This is a genomic window from Klebsiella sp. WP3-W18-ESBL-02, assembly GCF_014168815.1.
Lineage (GTDB): Bacteria > Pseudomonadota > Gammaproteobacteria > Enterobacterales > Enterobacteriaceae > Kluyvera > Kluyvera ascorbata_B.
In genome coordinates this window covers 127,095-146,787 of record NZ_AP021972.1, presented here as the reverse complement: position 1 = coordinate 146,787, position 19,693 = coordinate 127,095, and the positions used below count along the sequence as shown (strand labels likewise).

At 56.9% G+C, this 19,693-nt stretch carries 21 protein-coding genes; 5 read left to right on the top strand and 16 right to left on the bottom strand.

From position 1 onward, the window contains the following. The first annotated feature begins 28 nt into the window (after positions 1-28). The 5 genes from H7R56_RS00705 (at position 29) to H7R56_RS00685 (ending at position 5,766) form a co-directional block, all read left to right on the top strand. Positions 29-1,009, top strand: coding sequence for an IS5-like element IS5 family transposase (locus H7R56_RS00705; RefSeq protein ID WP_000019402.1), 981 nt, complete (start codon positions 29-31; stop codon positions 1,007-1,009). Positions 1,010-1,191: 182 nt separating this feature from the next. After that, positions 1,192-1,701: a Csu type fimbrial protein gene (locus H7R56_RS00700; RefSeq protein ID WP_106924924.1), complete on the top strand. Its 510-nt coding sequence runs from the start codon at positions 1,192-1,194 to the stop codon at positions 1,699-1,701. Positions 1,702-1,715: 14 nt separating this feature from the next. Next, positions 1,716-2,423, top strand: a complete 708-nt coding sequence (locus H7R56_RS00695) for a fimbrial biogenesis chaperone (protein WP_106924923.1) — start codon at positions 1,716-1,718, stop codon at positions 2,421-2,423. Positions 2,424-2,493: 70 nt separating this feature from the next. Further along, positions 2,494-4,773 carry a fimbria/pilus outer membrane usher protein gene (locus H7R56_RS00690; protein WP_223878914.1) on the top strand — a complete coding sequence of 760 codons (2,280 nt, stop codon included), beginning with the start codon at positions 2,494-2,496 and terminating at the stop codon, positions 4,771-4,773. Between the two features lie 12 nt (positions 4,774-4,785). After that, a complete protein-coding gene (locus H7R56_RS00685; RefSeq protein WP_106924921.1) occupies positions 4,786-5,766 on the top strand; it encodes a Csu type fimbrial protein in 981 nt (326 codons plus the stop codon). 57 nt (positions 5,767-5,823) lie between these two features. Here the strand turns inward: H7R56_RS00685 and H7R56_RS00680 are convergent, their stop codons facing one another. From H7R56_RS00680 to H7R56_RS00605, 16 genes are all read right to left on the bottom strand, one after another. Beyond that, positions 5,824-6,924, bottom strand: coding sequence for an alkene reductase (locus H7R56_RS00680; RefSeq protein ID WP_106924920.1), 1,101 nt, complete (start codon positions 6,922-6,924; stop codon positions 5,824-5,826). 16 nt (positions 6,925-6,940) lie between these two features. Next, positions 6,941-7,153, bottom strand: a complete 213-nt coding sequence (locus H7R56_RS00675) for a YdgH/BhsA/McbA family protein (RefSeq protein WP_106924919.1) — start codon at positions 7,151-7,153, stop codon at positions 6,941-6,943. A gap of 196 nt (positions 7,154-7,349) precedes the next feature. Continuing rightward, positions 7,350-8,942, bottom strand: a complete 1,593-nt coding sequence (locus H7R56_RS00670) for an EAL domain-containing protein (protein ID WP_106924918.1) — start codon at positions 8,940-8,942, stop codon at positions 7,350-7,352. Between the two features lie 24 nt (positions 8,943-8,966). Further along, complete coding sequence (locus tag H7R56_RS00665) at positions 8,967-9,758, bottom strand: EAL domain-containing protein (RefSeq protein WP_106924917.1); 792 nt, start codon at positions 9,756-9,758, stop codon at positions 8,967-8,969. Between the two features lie 111 nt (positions 9,759-9,869). Continuing rightward, positions 9,870-10,532, bottom strand: a complete 663-nt coding sequence (locus H7R56_RS00660; protein WP_106924916.1) for a hypothetical protein — start codon at positions 10,530-10,532, stop codon at positions 9,870-9,872. After that, complete coding sequence (parM, locus tag H7R56_RS00655) at positions 10,525-11,559, bottom strand: plasmid segregation protein ParM domain-containing protein (protein ID WP_197974859.1); 1,035 nt, start codon at positions 11,557-11,559, stop codon at positions 10,525-10,527. The genes H7R56_RS00660 and parM overlap by 8 nt, the downstream gene beginning before the upstream one ends. Before the next feature lie 55 nt (positions 11,560-11,614). Beyond that, positions 11,615-12,316, bottom strand: coding sequence for a C40 family peptidase (locus tag H7R56_RS00650; RefSeq protein WP_106924914.1), 702 nt, complete (start codon positions 12,314-12,316; stop codon positions 11,615-11,617). 110 nt (positions 12,317-12,426) lie between these two features. Further along, positions 12,427-13,353, bottom strand: coding sequence for a putative lateral flagellar export/assembly protein LafU (gene lafU, locus H7R56_RS00645; RefSeq protein ID WP_106924913.1), 927 nt, complete (start codon positions 13,351-13,353; stop codon positions 12,427-12,429). Continuing rightward, positions 13,353-14,216, bottom strand: a complete 864-nt coding sequence (gene motA, locus H7R56_RS00640; RefSeq protein WP_106924912.1) for a flagellar motor stator protein MotA — start codon at positions 14,214-14,216, stop codon at positions 13,353-13,355. The genes lafU and motA overlap by 1 nt, the downstream gene beginning before the upstream one ends. Before the next feature lie 7 nt (positions 14,217-14,223). Further along, positions 14,224-14,919: a FliA/WhiG family RNA polymerase sigma factor gene (locus tag H7R56_RS00635; RefSeq protein ID WP_106925179.1), complete on the bottom strand. Its 696-nt coding sequence runs from the start codon at positions 14,917-14,919 to the stop codon at positions 14,224-14,226. A 19-nt stretch (positions 14,920-14,938) separates the two neighbouring features. Continuing rightward, positions 14,939-15,409, bottom strand: a complete 471-nt coding sequence (locus tag H7R56_RS00630) for a flagellar basal body-associated FliL family protein (RefSeq protein ID WP_106924911.1) — start codon at positions 15,407-15,409, stop codon at positions 14,939-14,941. A 13-nt stretch (positions 15,410-15,422) separates the two neighbouring features. Continuing rightward, positions 15,423-16,475 carry a flagellar hook-length control protein FliK gene (locus H7R56_RS00625; RefSeq protein ID WP_223878913.1) on the bottom strand — a complete coding sequence of 351 codons (1,053 nt, stop codon included), beginning with the start codon at positions 16,473-16,475 and terminating at the stop codon, positions 15,423-15,425. After that, positions 16,475-16,780, bottom strand: coding sequence for a hypothetical protein (locus H7R56_RS00620; RefSeq protein ID WP_106924910.1), 306 nt, complete (start codon positions 16,778-16,780; stop codon positions 16,475-16,477). The genes H7R56_RS00625 and H7R56_RS00620 overlap by 1 nt, the downstream gene beginning before the upstream one ends. Continuing rightward, positions 16,777-17,169 carry a flagellar export chaperone FliS gene (gene fliS, locus H7R56_RS00615; protein WP_106924909.1) on the bottom strand — a complete coding sequence of 131 codons (393 nt, stop codon included), beginning with the start codon at positions 17,167-17,169 and terminating at the stop codon, positions 16,777-16,779. Before fliS ends, H7R56_RS00620 begins: the two co-directional genes overlap by 4 nt. Positions 17,170-17,192: 23 nt before the next feature. Further along, on the bottom strand, positions 17,193-18,521 hold the full coding sequence (gene fliD, locus H7R56_RS00610) for a flagellar filament capping protein FliD (RefSeq protein WP_106924908.1): 1,329 nt from the start codon (positions 18,519-18,521) through the stop codon (positions 17,193-17,195). A gap of 203 nt (positions 18,522-18,724) precedes the next feature. Beyond that, positions 18,725-19,582, bottom strand: coding sequence for a flagellin N-terminal helical domain-containing protein (locus tag H7R56_RS00605; protein ID WP_106924907.1), 858 nt, complete (start codon positions 19,580-19,582; stop codon positions 18,725-18,727). Between the last annotated feature and the right edge of the window lie 111 nt (positions 19,583-19,693).

Here is a 19,693-nt window from a genome sequence, read left to right as displayed (position 1 = left end):
CATCTGGAGCCATGGAACAGGGTTCATCATGAGTCATCAACTCACCTTCGCCGACAGTGAATTCAGCAGTAAGCGCCGTCAGACCAGAAAAGAGATTTTCTTGTCCCGCATGGAGCAGATTCTGCCATGGCAAAACATGGTGGAAGTCATCGAGCCGTTTTACCCCAAGGCTGGTAATGGCCGGCGACCTTATCCGCTGGAAACCATGCTACGCATTCACTGCATGCAGCATTGGTACAACCTGAGCGATGGCGCGATGGAAGATGCTCTGTACGAAATCGCCTCCATGCGTCTGTTTGCCCGGTTATCCCTGGATAGCGCCTTGCCTGACCGCACCACCATCATGAATTTCCGCCACCTGCTGGAGCAGCATCAACTGGCCCGCCAATTGTTCAAGACCATCAATCGCTGGCTGGCCGAAGCAGGCGTCATGATGACTCAAGGCACCTTGGTCGATGCCACCATCATTGAGGCACCCAGCTCGACCAAGAACAAAGAGCAGCAACGCGATCCGGAGATGCATCAGACCAAGAAAGGCAATCAGTGGCACTTTGGCATGAAGGCCCACATTGGTGTCGATGCCAAGAGTGGCCTGACCCACAGCCTGGTCACCACCGCGGCCAACGAGCATGACCTCAATCAGCTGGGTAATCTGCTTCATGGAGAGGAGCAATTTGTCTCAGCCGATGCCGGCTACCAAGGGGCGCCACAGCGCGAGGAGCTGGCCGAGGTGGATGTGGACTGGCTGATCGCCGAGCGCCCCGGCAAGGTAAGAACCTTGAAACAGCATCCACGCAAGAACAAAACGGCCATCAACATCGAATACATGAAAGCCAGCATCCGGGCCAAGGTGGAGCACCCATTTCGCATCATCAAGCGACAGTTCGGCTTCGTGAAAGCCAGATACAAGGGGTTGCTGAAAAACGATAACCAACTGGCGATGTTATTCACGCTGGCCAACCTGTTTCGGGCGGACCAAATGATACGTCAGTGGGAGAGATCTCACTAAAAACTGGGAATAACGCCTTAAATGGCGAAGAAACGGTCTAAATAGGCTGATTCAAGGCATTTACGGGAGAAAAAATCGGCTCAAACATGAAGAAATGAAATGGCTGAGTCAGCCGAGAAGAATTTCCCCGCTTATTCGCACCTTCCCTAGGGAAAAATAATACCTGCGTAGAGGTCAATACGATGAACACATCTATTAGGTTCATTTTATTCAATCTGGCAGCCGCACTTATTCCATCGGCGAATGCGGCGGTAGCCACAAATACATTTCAGGTGCAGATTATTATTCAAAGTACCTGCTCCGTCACGCAGCCTGCACTGCTAAACCTGGGTACCGTATTATCCAGCGCGACGAATACCAGCGGCTCTACCGTCATGGCCGTAACCTGTTCCAAATCGACGCCTTACAATATTGGCCTGTCGCCATCCAGCGCTAACGGCGGAACGACCACCGGCTCTGGTTCCATGTCGGGCACCACCGGAAATACCGATAAAGTCCCTTACCAGCTCAACCAGGACTCAGCCGGTACTAAACCGTGGGGCAATACCGCAACGTCCATCAGCGAGGGGAACGGGGTCGCCGGGATCGGAACGGGCGCGGCGCAGAACGTCACCGTTTACGCCGTGGCCGCTAACGCCAACTTCAAGCCCGATACCTATACCGATACGGTCACCATCAACGTTAACTACTAGTTCAAGGATGACGCATGAATGGGAAAACGTGTGCGCTTGCCTTTGTCTGCGGTTTAGCCCTTGCCAGCGGTAATGCCGCCGCAAGTGGCCTGCAGGTCACGCCGGTCAGTCTGACGCTGCAGCAAACTCAGCGCGCGGAAGGGATCTGGCTGAGTAATTCAGGAAGCCTGCCAATCAACGCGCAGGTGCGCGTGTTTCGCTGGAGCCAAAGCGGCTATAACGACCAGCTCTCAGCATCGCAAGGGCTGGTGATTAGCCCACCGATGCTGACGTTGCCCCCCGGCGGGCGGCAGCTTATTCGCGTTATTCGTACCGGCTCAACGGCCAACGTTGAAGACGCTTACCGCCTATCAATCAATGAATTGCCGCCAACTTCCGGACAAAAAAATGCGCTGCAGTTTGTCCTGCATTACTCCGTTCCCGTCTTTATCCAGCCGCCCGGTGTGACGGACACCTTTGCCAAATTGCAATGGCAAATCCATCGCAGCGACGGCAAGGTCTTTCTGGAAGCAAACAATCAGGGGGACGGGCACGCTCAGCTCTCTGAAGTCAGCGTGATTACGGCGGCAGGTAGCCGAAAACAGATTACCCCCGGGTTACTGGGCTATGTCCTTCCCGGCTCGACCATGCGCTGGGCTATCCCCGCGGGCGCAGGTGACGTAGGCCTGGGAGGGCAGCTTGAAGTCACGGTCAATGGAAAAAAAACGCGACAAGCGCTATAACGGGCCTAACCGTCTTATTATTTTATTACTATTCAACGTGTTATTTGTAGCAAGGGAGACGTCTGCGGAAATGAAAAGCACCGATTCATCGCAGGATGAGGTGATTTCTGACGGCAAACCGCTGGTCGGCGTCGATCTCTATCTCGATGTCACCCTCAACCAGACGCACATCGGGCTGGCGCACTTTGGCTACGATAACAATACGCTGTACGCCAGCGCCGATAGCCTGCGCAGGATTGGTTTACGGATCGACCCGAAAACCCCAGACCCGGTTAGCCTCAGCGCCATTCCGCAGCTGCGTGTCGACTACGATGCGAAGCTGCAAACATTAGGGCTGACGGCACCGCTCGCGCTGCTGGACATGGGCACCACGCAGCTCAATGAGAAGGATACCACCAACCCGCAGGCTACCACCTCGCGCGGGCTGGTGCTCAATTATGACCTCTATGCCTCACAGGAAAAAAGTACGCAAAATAGCGCCAGCGCCTACAGCGAACTGCGCGCGTTTAGCGGCCTTGGCGTGCTCAGCTCCACGCAAATAGCGCGCTATACCAACAATAACGAAGACTACGACCAGCACAATGGCGTCACCCGGCTGGACACCAGCTGGCGCTCCTCTTTCCCTGACAAGGTGCTCTCGGTCACCGTGGGTGATACGTTCACCAGCTCGCTGAACTGGTCGCGGCCCACTCGTATCGCCGGTCTGCAGATCGGTACCGATTACAGCCTCCAGCCGTACACCCCGACTACGCCGCTGCCCTCGTTTTTCGGCTCCGCAACGCTGCCGTCCAGCGTTGAGCTGTATATGAACGGCGTGAAGTATTACAACGGTGAAGTCCCGGCGGGGAATTTTGAAATCAATACGCTGCCGAATATTAACGGCGTCGGCACCGGGCAGGTCGCCATGACCGATGCGCTAGGTAAAACCACGCTCCAGAGCTTCTCGTTTTATAACGACCAATCGTTGCTGCGTAAGGGGATCACCGAATGGTCCGCAGAAGTGGGCGTGGTGCGCAACGACTACGGCTATTCGTCCTTCGATTACGCCAGCACGCCCGCCTTGAGCGGAACCTGGCGGCACGGTTTTACAAACGGTTTTACCGCCGGGGCACACGCTGAGGCCACCGACAGCCTGGTAAACGGTGGCTTCAGCACCGATTGGGTGCCAGGCACGCGCAGCGGTACCTTCTCAGCGGCGCTGGCAATGAGCGCCGACTCGGGGAAACATGGCCTTCTCTACAGCCTGGGCTATCGCTGGAGCGATAACCGCTTTAGCTTCAGCACATCAACCATTGCCACGATCAATGACTACCACGACGTTGCCACCCGCTACGGCCAGGCGCCCCCCGCCCTTAACCAAAGCACCGTGGTGGGCTACAGCACCGACGCCTTCGGCAGCTTTAGCGTGGGTTATTTGCAATTTCGTACGCCCGGCGAAAGCACCCAGCGTTATAGCAACGCAAGCTGGTATAAACCATTGACGGATAACATCTATCTCAACGCGGGACTCAATCAGAACATTGACCGTAGCCGCGATCGCAGCCTGTATTTGATGGTGAGCATCTCGCTTGAAAATGGCATCAACGCCAGCAGCACCGTGCAGCAAAACAATGACCAGATGAGCTACACGCTCAACGCCAGCAAAACGCAGCCGTCCGAAGGCGGATGGGGGTGGAACATGGCGCTCAACCGGCAGGAATCTCAGCAAAATGGTCAGGGCGAGCTGGGCTATCTGGGCCGCTATGGAAAAGTGTACGGCGGGTACAGCCGTTTGTCAGACAACCAGACGGCCTACGCGGGCGCCGATGGCGCGTTGGTGCTGATGGGCGGCGGCCTGTTTGCGTCGCGAAACATCACCAATGGTTTTGCGGTGGTCTCCACCGACGGTATCCCGGATGTCCCGGTGTTATTGCAAAACAACCCTATTGGCACCAGCAATAGCAGCGGCCTGCTGCTGGTTACGCCGCTGAACAGCTATCAGGAAAATGAGATCAGCATTAACCCGCTGAATCTGCCCGCAAACATGCGGATCGATCCGGTCAATGCGATCGCGATCCCCGCCGATCGATCCGGTGCGATGGTGAACTTTACGGTTAAAACCGTGCGTTCAGCGCTGATCGTCGTGAAAGATGCAAAAGGGAGTGTTATCCCGGAAGGTTCAACCGCCATCGTCAACGGCGATCGCGCGCAGCAGGCGATGGTGGGCTTTGATGGCATGGTCTATTTCGACACCCTTAAAGCGCACAACACGCTGAATGTCACCACCAGCGCGGGCGTGTGCACAGCCCAATTCGACTATCCGGATAAGGCGCGGGACATTCCGCAAATCGGACCGTTAACGTGCCAGTAAGGAGCTGAAACCATGTGGCTAAGAGTGCTGATTTTATTCGCGGGGCTCTGTTTTTTCCCGCTGAAAAGCTTCGCCGTGAGCTGCACGGTGAATGCGGTCTCCAGCGTCAATTTCAGCGCGGTTAACCCGATAGCCAATACCGATGCCACCACCTCCATGACCTTTAACTATACCTGCACCAAGGTCCTGATTGTGGATACGCTGGCCGGCTACACCATTTGCTTTAACGTCGGCGCAAACGGCACCAATACCATCAATACTCGCAAAATGACGGGGCCCGGCGGCGGAACGCTCAATTATCAGCTCTATTACCAGGACTCCGGCGGCGCAAAAATTATCTGGGGAAATGAGTCAGCAGGAAGCGGCACCTCGCCGAAGGATTACATGAACCTGTTAAACCTTGTCACCATTACCGGTAGCCTGACCGTTTACGCCACGATTCCGTCCGGGCAAACCAGCGTAGTTCCAGGAACCTACACCGATACCTACAGCGCCGCAACGGCCAGCATTACCGTCAACGGCTCACTGATCGCCGCGCCGACGACCTGTGGTCAAACCATTATCGGCAGTTTCCCGTTTACCGTCACTGCCACCGTCAACAAGCAGTGCAACGTCAGCGCAACCAACACCATAAACATGGGATCGGTGCTGTTTAACCAAACCAACGTGCCCGGGCAAAACGTCTTCACCATGGCCTGCACTAACACCACGCCTTACACTATCGGTCTTTCACCGTCGAATGGCAGCGCCACCGGCAGCGGCGTGATGAAAAGCCAAACGTCCTCCACAACCAATACCGACCTTGTCCCCTATCAGCTAAATTCAACGGCGAGTGTACCGGGCACCGCATGGGGGAATATCACATCATCAAATACGATTGCGGGAACCGGCACCGGCCAGTCGGTCAACCAGAAGGTATACGCCGTGGTGCCGAGCGCCAACTATCGCCCGGACACCTATACCGACACGGTGACCATCAACGTGACCTACTAAAGAGAATCTGTCCCGAGCGCACCGCGTAGAAAAACTCTCCTGGGCTGCTGAGCCCCCTCACCCCACCGTCGGGTAATCTACATACCCCGCCTTCCCACCGCCGAAGAACTGCTCCTTCACCGGCGCATTCAGCGGCAAATCATGCTGCAGACGATACGGTAAATCCGGGTTGGCGATAAACGGGCGGCCAAAGCCAATCAGGTCCGCCCAGCCCTTCGCCAGCGCCTCTTCCGCGCGGGCTTTGGTGTATTTAGCGGAATAGATCAGCGTGCCGTGGAAGATAATGCGCAGCGCTTCTTTAAACGCCGCCGGCATCACCGGCGCATCTTCCCAGTCGGCTTCGGCGATATGAATATAGGCGATGCCCATCTCGCTCAGCACGCTGGCGGCGGCCAGATAGGTGGCTTCCGGCGTGTCGTCACGCGAGCCCATCAGCGTGGTGAGCGGTGCCAGGCGGATCCCCACCCGCTCTTTACCAATCGCCTCGGATACCGCGGCCACCACCTCTTTCATAAAGCGCAGGCGATTTTGCAGCGAGCCGCCGTATTCGTCGTCGCGCAGGTTAGCCTGTGAATCGATAAACTGGTTGATCAGATAGCCGTTGGCACCGTGCAGCTCAATGCCGTCAAAACCAGCAGCAATCGCATTACGCGCCGCCTGCGCATAGTCGTTGACGATAGCGGGGATCTCATCGGTACGCAGCGCGCGCGGCATATCATGCTGAAGCATCGCGCCCACGCCGCTTTGCGGGCCGCGGCCTTCTACGTCCACGAAGACCTTCACGCCTTCGGCCTGAATGGCGGACGAAGACACCGGCTGTGCGCCGTTCGGCTGTAATGCCGCATGTGAAACGCGGCCCACATGCCACAGCTGGGCAAAGATTTTACCGCCCGCCCGGTGTACCGCGTCGGTCACTTTTTTCCAGCCGGCAATCTGCGCCTCGGAGTACATGCCCGGCGTCCAGGCGTAGCCCTGGCCCTGCGGGCTAATCTGCGTGCCTTCGCTGATGATGAGCCCCGCGCTGGCGCGCTGGGCATAGTAGTCGGCCATCATGTCGGTGGCGACATCGCCGTCACCGGCGCGTGAGCGGGTCATCGGCGGCATCACGATGCGGTTGGCCAGCGACAGGTCATTAAGTGCGTATTGATTGAATAACATGCTGTTGTCCCCCCTCTTATTGATACAGTTCAGCGCTCATGGTCACGGTGTTGCCCATGCGGGCGCTGGTGATTTTGTATTCAGAGGCGTGCATCTGTTTTGCTTTCTGGGCAATCACCGCTTCGGCGGAGTCCAGCGTGGAGCCCGTGGCGGTGACGCTTTGCGCCGAGGCGCTAAAAGCAGTGGCAGACAGCAGAGAGGCAGCAAAAATCGCGGTAAGCATTTTCATCATCATATCCTGTTCGGTTTAGGGCGTTACGCTCGGTAACGTGATGCGAAGAAGGATACGACCGCTGACTAATTACATAAATGGTATAAATAGCAATAGACTGTTATCAATAAAGCAATAATAGGCAGGCACCTCCCGGCTGCCCCGCGGATGCATTTTGCGGGCCCAGCCGGAGAGGTTGGCGACGCCGACGGCCTCAGGCCTGGTGCGGCAAAGAGGTGTCGTGCGGATGCGGCGGCATTCGCAGATGCTGAGTCATCACGTCATGGCGGAAATAGTCGATAAATGCCGTAAAGGTGAGCGGTCTGGAATAGAAATATCCCTGGAAACAATCGATGTTGTTTTCCTGTAGCCACGAGACCTGATAGTCGTGTTCAACCCCTTCCGCCACCGTCTGAATGCCCATCTGCTTGGCCATGTCGATCACACAGTTAATCAGCGGCGTGGAGGCATCCGGCGAAATCTGGTTGATAAACATGCGGTCAATCTTGATGCTGTCCGGGTTCAGGCTGGCAATCCACGACAGATTCGAGAACCCGGTCCCAAAGTCATCCAGCGAGATAGCGATACCGCTATCGCGGATCACCTTGATCTTATTGAGCAAATCGCCGTTAAGATCGAGCTGCTCGTTTTCCGTAAACTCAAACGCCAGCCGCAGCCCCAGCCGCTTAAAGCGCGCGGCAAACGCCCGGGTAAATGCGCCGAAATCTTCCGCTGCCAGGTGCGTGTGGCTGATATTGACGTTAAAGATAAACCCGTCCGGCAGCATGCTATCCGGGCGCTGGTAGTCGGCAAGCACCCGTTTGAGCAGGTTTTCGGTCATCAGGCCAATCATCTGGGTCTTTTCGGCGACCGGGATGAAAATATCCGGCGGCACAAAACCAATCTCAGGGTGATCCCAGCGGGCCAAAACTTCTGCGCCAATCACCCGGTTACTGTGGGCACAAATAATCGGCTGATAGTAAGGCATGATGCGGTCTTCGTGCACCGCGTTAATCAAATACTGGTACAGCGAACGGCGACGCGTCAGCAGCGACCAGACCAGCGCCGTCAATAATAGCGGCGTGGCGATGATAACCAACAAATAGAACCAGGAACCCAGAATTTCACGCCAGACCTCTTGCGCGCTGGGCATGCGCCAGACCAGCGTATAGTCTTCGCCGGTCAGGCGCTGCTGATAGTCCAGTGCGCCGCGCTGCGCCTCAGAACCGGCAAAAATGCCCTTATTGGTGAGCAGCTTGTTATTGACCAACAGCGCAAAACGCTCATCGCGGTTGCTGTTGCCGGTGATGCCCCACAGGTAGCGCAGATCTGCAGCAACCACGATACCTTCACCGTTGAGGCCACGTTGATAGATTGAAAAAACCGGGATGCCTGCCGATGCCACGGAATCATCAATCTTCACCCCCTGCGCGCTGAAGCCGTTGAGGTCTATGCGTACGCCCTGATTTGCCAGCAGTGAAGAACAGGTGATGCGGTTACCGTCCAGCAGGTTGATCGCCAGCATGCTCAACTCACGCGTCTGTAACCCATTCAGGCGGCTTTCCATCTGCCGATTACAGCTTTTGCCCATCCATCCCTTCGCTTCGAGCACGACGCTGCGCGTCTCGCCCAGCAGGTTTTCCACCGCGCTACGAATAGGCATTGCCTGGCGTCCAATCTGCGCGTTCAGCTGCTGCTGCGCAATAGAGAACGTCATCCAGATGGCCAGGGCCACGGCGGCCACAAAAACCAAAATCACCAGCACAGTATTTCTGTGCTCGGCTTTACCGGCGTACGTTTTGTTCATCGCTCGTTAATTCCATCCGCACGCTTAACGCTGCGCGTGAGCAGCGCGCGTTTGCGCCTGCTGGTGCTGCATGTATTCACGCTGGAAGCTCTCTTTGCTGATCGGCCGGGAAAACAGGTATCCCTGCCCATATTTCACGCCCTGCTTCAGCATGCTGGATATTTGCGTATAGTTTTCAACGCCTTCAATAATGACGTCGATATCATGCTGGGCAATCAGCTGGAGGATGCTCGCGGTTTCCTCTTGCCGGTTGCAGGCCAGACAGCTGCGATCGAGCTTGATATAGTCTGGCTCCCAGCAGGCCAACCGCTCGCGCAGGATCTCCAGCGAACCGACGCCGTCCCAGGCAATGTTGATACCTTCATCCTGCAATGCCTGTAGATTCTTCAATCCCGCCTCGTTTAGCGCGATCGGGCCAGGCGTAATTTCAAAGACCAACTGTGCCGCGTGCAGCTGGCGCGTTTCGACAATGCCCAGCGCGTGGTCGGCAAACTCGGGGTCGTTAAGCTGCACGGCGGAAATGTTCAGCGTGTACATAAACGCTTCGTGCGCGTCCGCCTGCTTCTGCGCGATAAACGACAACGCTTTTTCCATCACGTAGTAGCCCATCTCAACGATGGTGCCGTTCTCTTCAAGGTGCTGAATAAAAGCGACCGGCGGCACGACGTTGCGGCGGTGCGTACCGCGAACCAGCACTTCGCCGCCGATGCAGGCCACCCGGGATAAATCGAAGATAGGCTGAATGACAAAATCAATCCCCACATCGAATTTGGCGTTCTCTACGCAGCGCACCACATAATTTGCACTCTTTTCCATACCGGCCTCATACCGCGATAACTGTCCAGAAAAGGCGACGCCTGCACCGAATAACTTAAGCCTCGCCGGCAATAAAACCCTGCGAACCCGCTTCTGACGTGCCTTTGTGTCTTAAAAAATGCCTTTCTGGCGGATTTGCTTCATCTTTTGCGCCGGGGCCGCGAGGGTGCTCAGGTCCACTTCTTCGGTGAGACCGTTTTTCACATTCTCCGCCGCCGGCGCGGTGCGGCCGGACAGGCGCAGCTGCTGTAGCAACAGGTGCTGCTGGTTCAGCAGCGCTTTTAGCTGGGCGACTTCACTGCGCAGCTGGCCGAGCGTTTCGTGCATGCCGTCATCCGGTTCGGCCGGCGCTGGAGCCGGCTGGCGCTGGAGCGCGTCCGACATCAGCGCGCGCATCTGCCGCAGCTGCTGCTTGCTGAAATCGACGCTGGGCGCAGGCGCGTCTGCTACCGATTCAGCGGCGACGCTGGCGGGCAGCAGCTGTGCCGCGGTCAGCTCGCTGCACAGCGCGTCCAGGGTCAGCGTTTCACGCCCCATGGATTCGGCCACGTGGCTGCACAGCTGCGGGTTCAGCAGCTGCAATTGCAGCCCGGCAAGATAGACGTTGCGGTGAAAACGGCGCATTTCCATACTCGCATCGCCCGGGTTGTTGCCCGCCTGGCTCAACGTCTGATGCCACTTTTTCAGTTGCAGCATGGCGCGCAGATCCGCGCGCGAATGTTCCGGCGACAAATGCAGCGAGAGATTAACGCGGCGAATGTGCCTGTTACTCATCGTCGCCCACCTCGGCCATGTGCGGTGCCGCTACCGTCTCCACGCTGGTATCCGCGTGATAGAGGCAAATCTCGCGCGACAGCGCGCTCTGCGGAGCGTCGATGGTAATCACGCGATCGCCGAGGGTGGCGTAGGTTTCGCGCACCGCGCTCTCAATCAGATGTGCGCCGCCGCCCACCAGGTACACGCGGTTCGGGTTCTTGGCAAACTTCTTCGCCTCATAGGCCACCTGGTCGCCCAACTCCTGAATTTTAATCTCGATACGCTCGAGAATGTCGGCAATGCGCGATTCATCGTTAATCACGCTTTTCACAAATTCATCGTCATGGCGGCGTTTAATCAGCTCATTAGCCACCAGATAGCTGGAGTCGCTGTCAGCAGCGGCCAGCAGTTTACGCGTGGCGTCGGTCACCATAGCTACGCCGATTTCGTTATTGCCGTAAATCGCGGAGACATCGTCAAATTCGCCGACAATCACCCCCATATCCAGCGTGGTGCCGCCGCAGTCGATCACCAGTGATTTGGTGAATTCGGTCACGTTGGAGTTCAGCAGATGCGACAGCGCGGCCGGCAGGCTTTCCGGCATGACCTGCACGTCGACGATACGGAACAGTTCACCTTTGTTCAGCGCGATATCACGCATCAGGTTGCGGCGCTTGGCTTCAATGCGGCTTTCGTTGCGCTGGCAGTCGTCCGGGTTGTAGTACTGGGTAATCGGCAGCGTCACAATCACTTCAACATCGCACGGCGTCATGCCGGTCAGCAGCAGCGCGTGGTGCACCGCCAGCAGATTGAGATCGTCATACTGATAATCGATGTGGGTCGTCGATAGCGCCTTATCGGAGGTTGCATCGTAGGTGTATTTGGTGGTGCCGATGGTGTAGTTATACACCGCCTGGCCGCGCAGCAGCGCCGCGCTCTTCCAGTCTTTACGGAACGAGTTCGGCGACACCACGGTTTTCAGAGTGCCATTTTCAATCCAGCTAATTTTTACGTTGGTCGAGCCATCATCAATGGCAAATTTCATACGCGTCATGGTCAAAGTCTCAGTTCAGAAGGTGTTTTTAACGCGCCACGCCGTTCTACAGAACGCGGCGGGCGCCAAGATAATGGGACTGCCAGAAATCGTCCGACAGCTTGCTGATACGGATATTCAGCCCGGTGCGCGGCGCTTCAATAAAGCGCCCATCGCCGAGATAGACGCCGACATGATCGGCGCCAGGTCGCTGATTAATGTTGAAGAACACCAAATCGCCCTGCTTCAGGCTGCCCCGGTGAATCGACTTCAGATGGTTATCCTGATACATGCCGTTAGCGGTGCGCGGCAGCTTGCGGTCCAGCACGTGGTTAAAGGCGTAGAACACCAGCCCGCTACAGTCGAAGCCCTCGGTCGGGCTCTTACCGCCCCACAGATAGGGTTTACCGAGCTGGCTTTGCAGACGATGCAACACCGTGCGCAGGCGGAAACTGCCGTGTGGAAGCGCGGTTTTTTTCGCCACTTTACCTTCCTGCACGTCATCCCACAGCGCTTGCGATCCCCCCAGCTGGCCCGGCGTCCAGCGGCCATGCATCGCCAGCACTTCGCGGTTTTTGGCGCGCTCGGCGATTCTTTTCGCTATCTCACGTCGCTTTTGCTCCGGCATCGGCGGCACCGCTACGGCGCGCTTTTTGGCCTTCGCCAGCAGCCGTTCGCGGTTCAGCTTGCGCTTTTGCGCTTCGCTGACGGATTTTGCCTGCGCGGTCTTTGCGGGCTGCGGCTTGGCATTGGCGTAACCTGACGCCATCAGTAGCGCCAGCAAAAAAAGGGAAAAAAAGCGTACCTGTCGGGACAGGGTCGCCCGAGCAGGTACAAAGGGGATGGTAATCAGGAAACGTTTCACGGCGTTATATCGGGTTATCGGTTGTGACTGATCTTATCGACCAGCGGCTTAATCACCTTCTCGCCATGCTGGCCAAAGAACTGGTACAACGAATCGCTCGCGGAATTCGTCAGCACCATAATCTCAATGCGGCGGTTCGCGGAGCTCAGCGGATTTTCCGGGTCCAGCAGCATCTGATCGGCCATGCCGCTGACCTGTAAAATCTTGCTGGCATCCAGTCCGCTGCGGGTCAGCACGCTACGCGCCTGCATTGCACGCTCGCCGGAGAGATTCCAGTTGTTGTACAGCTCCTGGTCGCGGAAGCGGGTGGCATCGGTATGCCCGGTGATGATGATCTTGTTATCTATCTTGTTCAGTTCAGGCGCGAACTCGGTCAGCAGACGGCGGAAAAACGGCGTCAGAATGGCGCTGCTGCGCTGGAACATCTCACGCTTCTGGTCGTCGGTGACCAGAATACGCAGCCCCTGCGGCACAATTTCCATCTTCAGGTTGGCCTGGGCATCGTAGGCCGAAGTGATCTTCATGATCGTGCGCGCCAGATCCTCAATCTCGCTCTGCGAGCGGGCCTTAACGTCGCTCAGGCTCTCGGCACCGTTCATTTGACTCGCCAACGCGGCGTCTTTCTGCGCCTGTTCTTTCAACGCGTCTTTCTTTGCATGCCGCGTGTCCAGCAGCGCTATCTTGCCGCCGTTGCCCTCTTTCTGGGTCACCGGCGTCAACGCGTTTCCTTCAAAAATCGACTCGCCGTGCAGCAGCGAAACAATCTCTTTACGCTCTTCTTCCGTCACCGCACCCATAATCCACAGCACCATAAACAGCGCCATCATCGCCAGCGTAAAGTCGGCAAAAGCCACCTTCCACGCGCCGCCATGAAAGGCATCATGGCTTTTGCGCGAGGAGCGTTTGATGATCGTGGTATGTTCTTTGTTGCGGCTGCGCATCAGACTTCACCAATCATCTGGTTAACCCAGCCGTCCAGGGTGGCGAAGGTCGGCTTGGTGTCCATCGGCAGCATTTTGCGACCGGCATCCACCGCCAGCAGCGTGGGTTTGCCCGCAACGTGGTTAACCAGCACCGTACGCACGCACTCCAGCACCGCCAGCTGTTTCTTGGTGCGCTGTTCCATGGCGTTCGCCACCGGGTCCATTAAGCAGTAGCAGAAGAAAACGCCGAGGAAGGTGCCGACCAGCGCAGCGGCGACCTTCACGCCGATCACCGCAATCGAGCCGTCGATCGATTGCATGGTAATGATGATCCCCAGTACCGCCGCGCAGATCCCGAAGCCCGGCATCGCTTCTGCCGTACGCTGGAGCGAGCGAGACGGCTGCAGCAGGTTCTCTTCCATCGCCACCAGCTCCTGCTCCAGGATGCCTTCCAGCTCGTGTTCGTTAATCTTGCCCATCGCCATCAGGCGGAAGTTATCGGAGATAAACGTCACCAGCGCTTTGTCGCGCAGCATCAGCGGGTATTTCTGGAACAGCGCGCTGTTTTCCGGCGCTTCAATGTGTTCGTCCAGCACCTTCAGGCCGCCGTCCTGCACCAGTTCAAGCAGTTCATACAGCAGCATCAGCAACTGGCGCTGGTATTCGTTGGTGTATTCGTTTTTGCGCATAATGCCGCGAAACTGGCGGTACATTTCCGCCAGCACGGCGCGGGGGTTGGCGAGCACCATCGCCCCCAGGCCAGCACCCAGAATGATGATAATTTCACCCGGCTGCCAGAAAGAAGAGAGCTGGCCGCCGGACATAAGAAAGCCGCCAACCACGCACCCCATGATGATCACGATACCGAAGAATTTCTGCATAAACCTTTCACTTCCGGAAAAAAGACTGAATTTTTTGGGCGATTTTTTTATTGAGCTGGCAGACCCTGGCCTCGGTTAACTCGAGAACCAGCGCGATTTCTTTCAGGCTCATTTCATGCTGGTAATACAGCGTCAGGATCAGCTGCTCGCGTTCATCCAGCGAGGCGAGCGCGCTGCGCAGCGTCCGACTCACCACGACTTCATCCTCCAGCGGGCGGCTGTTCAGCGCCCCGGTGTGAACATCGTTGCCTAACAGCTCATCCAGGCTCTCTATCGTTTTGGCGCAGTCCAGCAATAAATATTCCTGGTACTCCTCCGCCGTAATCGACAGGTGGCGGTTGATATCCTCGAAGCTGGGCGTCCGCCCCAGTTGGCGCGCAATTTCTCGGATACCGTCATTCAGTTTGTGGGTCTTCTGCCGCAGGCGGCGAGGACGCCAGTCCAGCAGGCGCAGTTCGTCCAGTACCGCACCGCGAATACGCTGTACGGCATAGGCAGCAAACTGTTCGTCCGGATGCCCATAGCGGCGCAGCGACGAGAGCAGACCCATCAGGGCTATCTGCTCCATGTCTTCCCGGTCGATGACGCTGCTGGTCTGGTAGGCGAGCTGCTTAACCACCCTGTTAACCAGCGGCAGGTAGGCGCGTACATAGCGCGCCTCATCAACCGGGCTCAGGGTGTCACTCGCGATAAAGTCCATCATTTCCATTGCGGCGTATCTATCACTGGAAGACCATTTTGCTGATGATGACGTCATCAAACGGGACGCTCATCTTCAGGCTGCTGAAACGGTCGGCGTAGGCCGCCATCAGCTTGTCGTGCAGCGTATTCACGCTCATTGCGCGCACGTCGTCGTAATCCATGTCGGACAGCAGGCTGACCGTCGCACCGCGTACCGCCGGGATCATGTCCTGCGCTTTACGCGCATTTTCCGCACCTTTGGCCGCCAGGTTCAGCTCCAGCAGCAAATAGCGTTCGGTCTGCCCTTTACCTTTGAGCGTGATCACCACGTTTTTAATCTCCACGAACTCCACGGACTCCTTAGATGAGCTGGAGAACATCCCCGATAAGAAGCTGCTGCCCGTGGCTTCATCCATACGCAGCAAATGCGTGCCCACGACCGTCATACCGGCCGCCAGCATGGCGGTGACGAGCGCGATAATGAGCCCGAAAGAGAGAGTTTTTGCGTTCATAATGTTGTGTGCCTTACACCGTCATCAGGACCGAGTCATCGCTGCGGGAGTCCTGCGCGGTCAATGCATCGGCCGTCAGCTCCGCGCCCGCCTGAATGGCATCGCGCTGCTCGGTGAAAGAGTGTCCTCTGCCCTGCTGCTGTCCACCCGACTGGGAGGACACCTGCACGTTGACCTGGACAAAATTCTGCTCGGTCAGACTCTGGCGGAGGTCGTTACTGGTCTGCTGAAGCGCGCGATAAACGTCGGCGTGGCTGGCGTTGATCTGCACCTGCACGCGGCCGTTATCGACCTGCATCGAAATATCAATTTTGCCCATATCCGGTGGATCGAGTCGGATGGTGGCATGCTGAATCTGCTGCTTAACCTGCACCTGCAAACGCTCACCTAGCGCACTTTGCAGCTGTTCACTCCAGCGGGAAGGCTCGGGATCCATTTTCAGCGTGGCGCTCAGCGTTGCCGCGCTTGAGGTCGTCACAGAAGAAACACCGTGGCTGCTTTCCAGCGTCGGCGCTGGCGTAACCGGCGCCATCACGGTCATCAGCGTCGGCGACAGCGGCTGCGCGCTCGGCTGTAGGCTGACCGCCGTTTCCGGCGTGGCAATGTTCGTGTTCGTCGCGGCTACGGGCTGCTGCTGCAGCGACGGGGTAAAGCTCATCGCCAGCGTCTGCGGCGCCAGTATCGGCTGTGCGCTCACCCTAAGTGCGTCATCAGCAGGCTGCGCCACGTGGATATAGCTGGGGGCTTGCACCGGCATTTGGCTGGTCATCAGCAGCGTTTCCAGCAGCTGTTGCTGGGCGTCATCTTTCAACAGCGCACCGCTCAACTGCTGCGTATCGGCGCCGTCTTCATCGTCGTCCAGCGAAAGCGGCTGCGCGCTCACGGCCAGATCGCCCGGCAGCGTCTGCCCGGCCATCATCGAGTCGATCACGTTAAGGAGCGCATCGCTGAAGGCGGTCGGCGTCTGCGCCGTGCCGTTCTCACCCATCGATCCCACCATCGGCTCCGCCTGAGCTGGCAGGCCGGAGCCGTTCAGCGCACCCTGAGAGAGATTCAGAATATCCATCAGCGCATCCCCTCGGCGTCCATAAATTGCGCGTACGCCGTCGCCCCTTCGCGGTTGCGCGCGGCCAGGTTCATTTTGGCGGCCAGCATATCGCTCTGCCCCTGACAGTAGTCACGCGCCTGCTGGTGCACCTTCTTCAGATTGTCCAGCGCCTGGCGTTCTGCTTGCGTCAGCGTGTTGCCCTGCATAGCGGTCAACAGCTCAGCAATCTGGCCGTCAACGTTAGCCACAGAAGGCCAGTTATGATCTTCCGTGGCCTGCCGAAGCGCCTGCGTCAGCGTCTGAATGGCATGTTGCATACTCATGCCGCCTGACCCATTTTTTCCCAGCCGTCCTGAATGTTGCCGAGGATCACTTCCACCTCTTCAATGTGCTCAGCAGAGAGCTGGTTGCTGGCGTCATACAGACGATAGACGCAGTAGTCGTACAAATTCGCCAGGCTCAGCGCCAGTTCGCCACCCTTGTCAAAATCCAGTGAGCTGGTCAGCGCATTGAGGATATCGATGCACTTATTAATGCTCTGCGCCTTTCGCTCGTAGCGACGCGCCGCAATGTGGCTTTTGGCTCTGACCAGTTCATCCATCAGGCCACGAAACAGCATCAGCACCAGCTGGTGCGGGTTGGCGGCGGCGGCCTGAATGGCCAGATCGGATTGTTGATACAGGCCGAAGCCTTCCTGCTCATTCCCGTACATTGAACGTCGGTTCCCTTAAAAAATTAGCTAAACATACTCATGGTGTTGTTCATCTGCGTCATGAGCTTCTGCAACTGCGTGAACTGCTTGAGGTAGCGGTTGTAGGCAGACTCATAGCGCGTTTCCATTTTTGCGGTTTTGTTATCGATATCAGTCTGCTGGCGGTCGAGAGTCTCCTGACGCCCTTTCAGCAGCCCGGTAGAGGTGCTGAGGTATTTATCCAGCGACTTGTCCATCGCTTTGATCAGGCCGTCGTTGCCGTTAAAGAACTGCGCCACGGTCTGCGGGTCCTTTTTGAGCTGCTCTTCCATCTTTTCGGCGTCAAAGGAGAATTTGCCGTCTTTATCCGCGGTGATGCCGAACTTGCTCATGTTCTGATCGCCAAACGTGCCGCGCAGCAGATTGCTGAGCTCGGTATTTAACGCGGTAATGTTGGCATCACCGGCGAAAGCACCGCGATCGGAGGAACTGGTGCCGGTAGCGGTCAAGCCTGAGATGGTGTCACGTAAGGTGTTGTAGGCATCCAGGAACGCCTGGACCTGGTTCTTCGTTTCGGTGACGTCGGTGTCAACGCTGATAATCAGCGGCTTGCCGCCTTCGGTGGGGCTGGTCAGCTTGATGGACACGCCGTCAACCAGATCGTCCAGGTCATTGGAGCTGCTGTAATATTTCGCTGACGAGTCGCCCAGGGTGAAGATGGCATCTTTACCCTGGGTGATGACGTCTTGCGTATCGAAGATATTCTGGCCGCTGGTCATACCGCTGGTATCCATCTGGATATCGTATTTCACGCCGCTCTGATCGCTGTTGAGAATCAGCGAAACTTCACCGTTGATGCGCATCAGCGAAGCGGTAATGCCGTTCTGCCCGCTGGCCGTCGAGCTGGCGTTAGAAGCGCTCGGGAAATCGGTTTTGTTAATCTCGGCGGCAAAATCAGACAGGCTGTTAAGACCGTCCATCTCGATTTCGATATCTTCGCCATTCAGGCTGATCTTTAGCGTACCGGTGGCGCTTTTAATGGCGTCATCGTCCAGCCCGCCAAACGACTTCTGCTGCGCGGTGGCCAGCTGTTCCACGTGCAGGCTGTAAGTCCCTTTCCGCGCGCTGGCGCTGGCAGTGACGGTCGCGATGCCTTCCTGATTCAGGGTAGCGGTGTTTTTCAGCACGCTCGCCGTACTGGAGTTCAGCGCGGTAATGGAGCTGCGGAAGGTCGTCATTGCGGTCCGCAGCGAGGCCAGCGCTTTGTTTTGCGCTTCCAGCGACGAGGTTTGTTTGGCGATCGAGTTTTGCAGCGCAAGGATGTCATAGCTCGCCAGTTGGCTCGCCAGTGAGGTCGGGTCAAAATCAGACATAGTAGGTTCTCCAGGCACGCAAGCCACGATCGATATGCAATAGGTTTAGCAACTATTGTGCCAACTTTTAAGTTGTTATTTATCAATAGATTAATAAAAGGCAGGAACAAGGATTTCCGCATTTTCCGGCAGGGGGAAGGAGGGGCCGGATGCAAAAACACCGCCATACAGCGGTGTTTTTTCCTGCATGAATCCGCGAGGGATTAACCCAGCAGGGACATGACCATGCTGGACATGCTGTTGGACTGCTTCAGCATGGACATGCTGGTCTGCGCCAGCAGCTGGTTGCGGGTCATGGTGGACGCTTCGGTTGCGTAGTCAGCATCCTGGATGTTGCTCAGCGCCAGATCGGTGTTGTCTTTCATGTTCGCCAGGTTAGCCGCAGTGTGGCCCAGACGGTTGATGTTGGCACCCAGGGAAGAACGCAGCGTACCGACGTTGCCAATGGCGGTTTCCAGGTCGCTAATCATGCTCTGTGCGCTGTCGAAATCGTCAACGGAACCGCCAGACAGGGTCGTCAGGTCAGTTTTGATTGTCGCCAGGTCAGCTGCCACGTTCACCGTCAGCTTCTCATCAACGGAGGAGCCAATCTGGAAGTTCATGCTAGCAGTGAACTTCGCGCTCGCCGTGGAACCGCTGGCTGGCTCGAACAGGTTCTCACCCGCATACTTGGTGTTGCCCATGATGTTGTTGAGTTCGCTGTTCAGCTCTTTCATTTCAGCAGAGATTGCTGCGCGGTCTTCAGTACCGTTGGTGTCGTTCGCTGCCTGAGTCGCCAGGTCTTTCATGCGGTACATGATGTTGCTCACTTCATCGAACGCGCCTTCCGCCGTCTGCAGCAGAGCAGTCGCGTCAGAGATGTTGCGTTGCGCAACGGTCATACCGTTGGTCTGGCCCTGCAGACGGGTAGCAATCTGCAGACCGGCCGCATCGTCAGCCGCAGAGTTAATACGTTTACCGGTACCCAGACGTTCCATCGCGGTGGACAGCAGGTTGTTGGATTTGTTCATCGCATTGGTGGATGCCATGGAGGATGCGCTGGTAAAAATAGAAAGAGACATAAGGATTCCTTTTTTTCGTCCTGGTGATTCAGATGTTGTAATAACTCAAGACGACACGGCTGAAACAAAGATTAAATCCGCAAACATCGACCGCCTGTTTTTTCAGCATAA

Excerpts from the sequence above, each read along its gene's own strand:
- H7R56_RS00650 (WP_106924914.1), bottom strand. The coding sequence starts at position 12,316 with ATGGCGTCAGGTTACGCCAATGCCAAGCCGCAGCCCGCAAAGACCGCG.
- H7R56_RS00685 (WP_106924921.1), top strand. The coding sequence starts at position 4,786 with ATGTGGCTAAGAGTGCTGATTTTATTCGCGGGGCTCTGTTTTTTCCCG.
- H7R56_RS00680 (WP_106924920.1), bottom strand. The coding sequence starts at position 6,924 with ATGTTATTCAATCAATACGCACTTAATGACCTGTCGCTGGCCAACCGC.
- fliD (WP_106924908.1), bottom strand. The coding sequence starts at position 18,521 with ATGTCTGATTTTGACCCGACCTCACTGGCGAGCCAACTGGCGAGCTAT.
- H7R56_RS00700 (WP_106924924.1), top strand. The coding sequence starts at position 1,192 with ATGAACACATCTATTAGGTTCATTTTATTCAATCTGGCAGCCGCACTT.
- H7R56_RS00705 (WP_000019402.1), top strand. The coding sequence starts at position 29 with ATGAGTCATCAACTCACCTTCGCCGACAGTGAATTCAGCAGTAAGCGC.
- H7R56_RS00620 (WP_106924910.1), bottom strand. The coding sequence starts at position 16,780 with ATGAGTATGCAACATGCCATTCAGACGCTGACGCAGGCGCTTCGGCAG.
- lafU (WP_106924913.1), bottom strand. The coding sequence starts at position 13,353 with ATGCGCAGCCGCAACAAAGAACATACCACGATCATCAAACGCTCCTCG.
- motA (WP_106924912.1), bottom strand. The coding sequence starts at position 14,216 with ATGCAGAAATTCTTCGGTATCGTGATCATCATGGGGTGCGTGGTTGGC.
- H7R56_RS00695 (WP_106924923.1), top strand. The coding sequence starts at position 1,716 with ATGAATGGGAAAACGTGTGCGCTTGCCTTTGTCTGCGGTTTAGCCCTT.
- H7R56_RS00630 (WP_106924911.1), bottom strand. The coding sequence starts at position 15,409 with ATGAACGCAAAAACTCTCTCTTTCGGGCTCATTATCGCGCTCGTCACC.
- fliS (WP_106924909.1), bottom strand. The coding sequence starts at position 17,169 with ATGTACGGGAATGAGCAGGAAGGCTTCGGCCTGTATCAACAATCCGAT.
- H7R56_RS00670 (WP_106924918.1), bottom strand. The coding sequence starts at position 8,942 with ATGAACAAAACGTACGCCGGTAAAGCCGAGCACAGAAATACTGTGCTG.
- parM (WP_197974859.1), bottom strand. The coding sequence starts at position 11,559 with ATGAAATTTGCCATTGATGATGGCTCGACCAACGTAAAAATTAGCTGG.
- H7R56_RS00665 (WP_106924917.1), bottom strand. The coding sequence starts at position 9,758 with ATGGAAAAGAGTGCAAATTATGTGGTGCGCTGCGTAGAGAACGCCAAA.
- H7R56_RS00675 (WP_106924919.1), bottom strand. The coding sequence starts at position 7,153 with ATGAAAATGCTTACCGCGATTTTTGCTGCCTCTCTGCTGTCTGCCACT.
- H7R56_RS00625 (WP_223878913.1), bottom strand. The coding sequence starts at position 16,475 with ATGGATATTCTGAATCTCTCTCAGGGTGCGCTGAACGGCTCCGGCCTG.
- H7R56_RS00605 (WP_106924907.1), bottom strand. The coding sequence starts at position 19,582 with ATGTCTCTTTCTATTTTTACCAGCGCATCCTCCATGGCATCCACCAAT.
- H7R56_RS00690 (WP_223878914.1), top strand. The coding sequence starts at position 2,494 with ATGAAAAGCACCGATTCATCGCAGGATGAGGTGATTTCTGACGGCAAA.
- H7R56_RS00660 (WP_106924916.1), bottom strand. The coding sequence starts at position 10,532 with ATGAGTAACAGGCACATTCGCCGCGTTAATCTCTCGCTGCATTTGTCG.
- H7R56_RS00635 (WP_106925179.1), bottom strand. The coding sequence starts at position 14,919 with ATGATGGACTTTATCGCGAGTGACACCCTGAGCCCGGTTGATGAGGCG.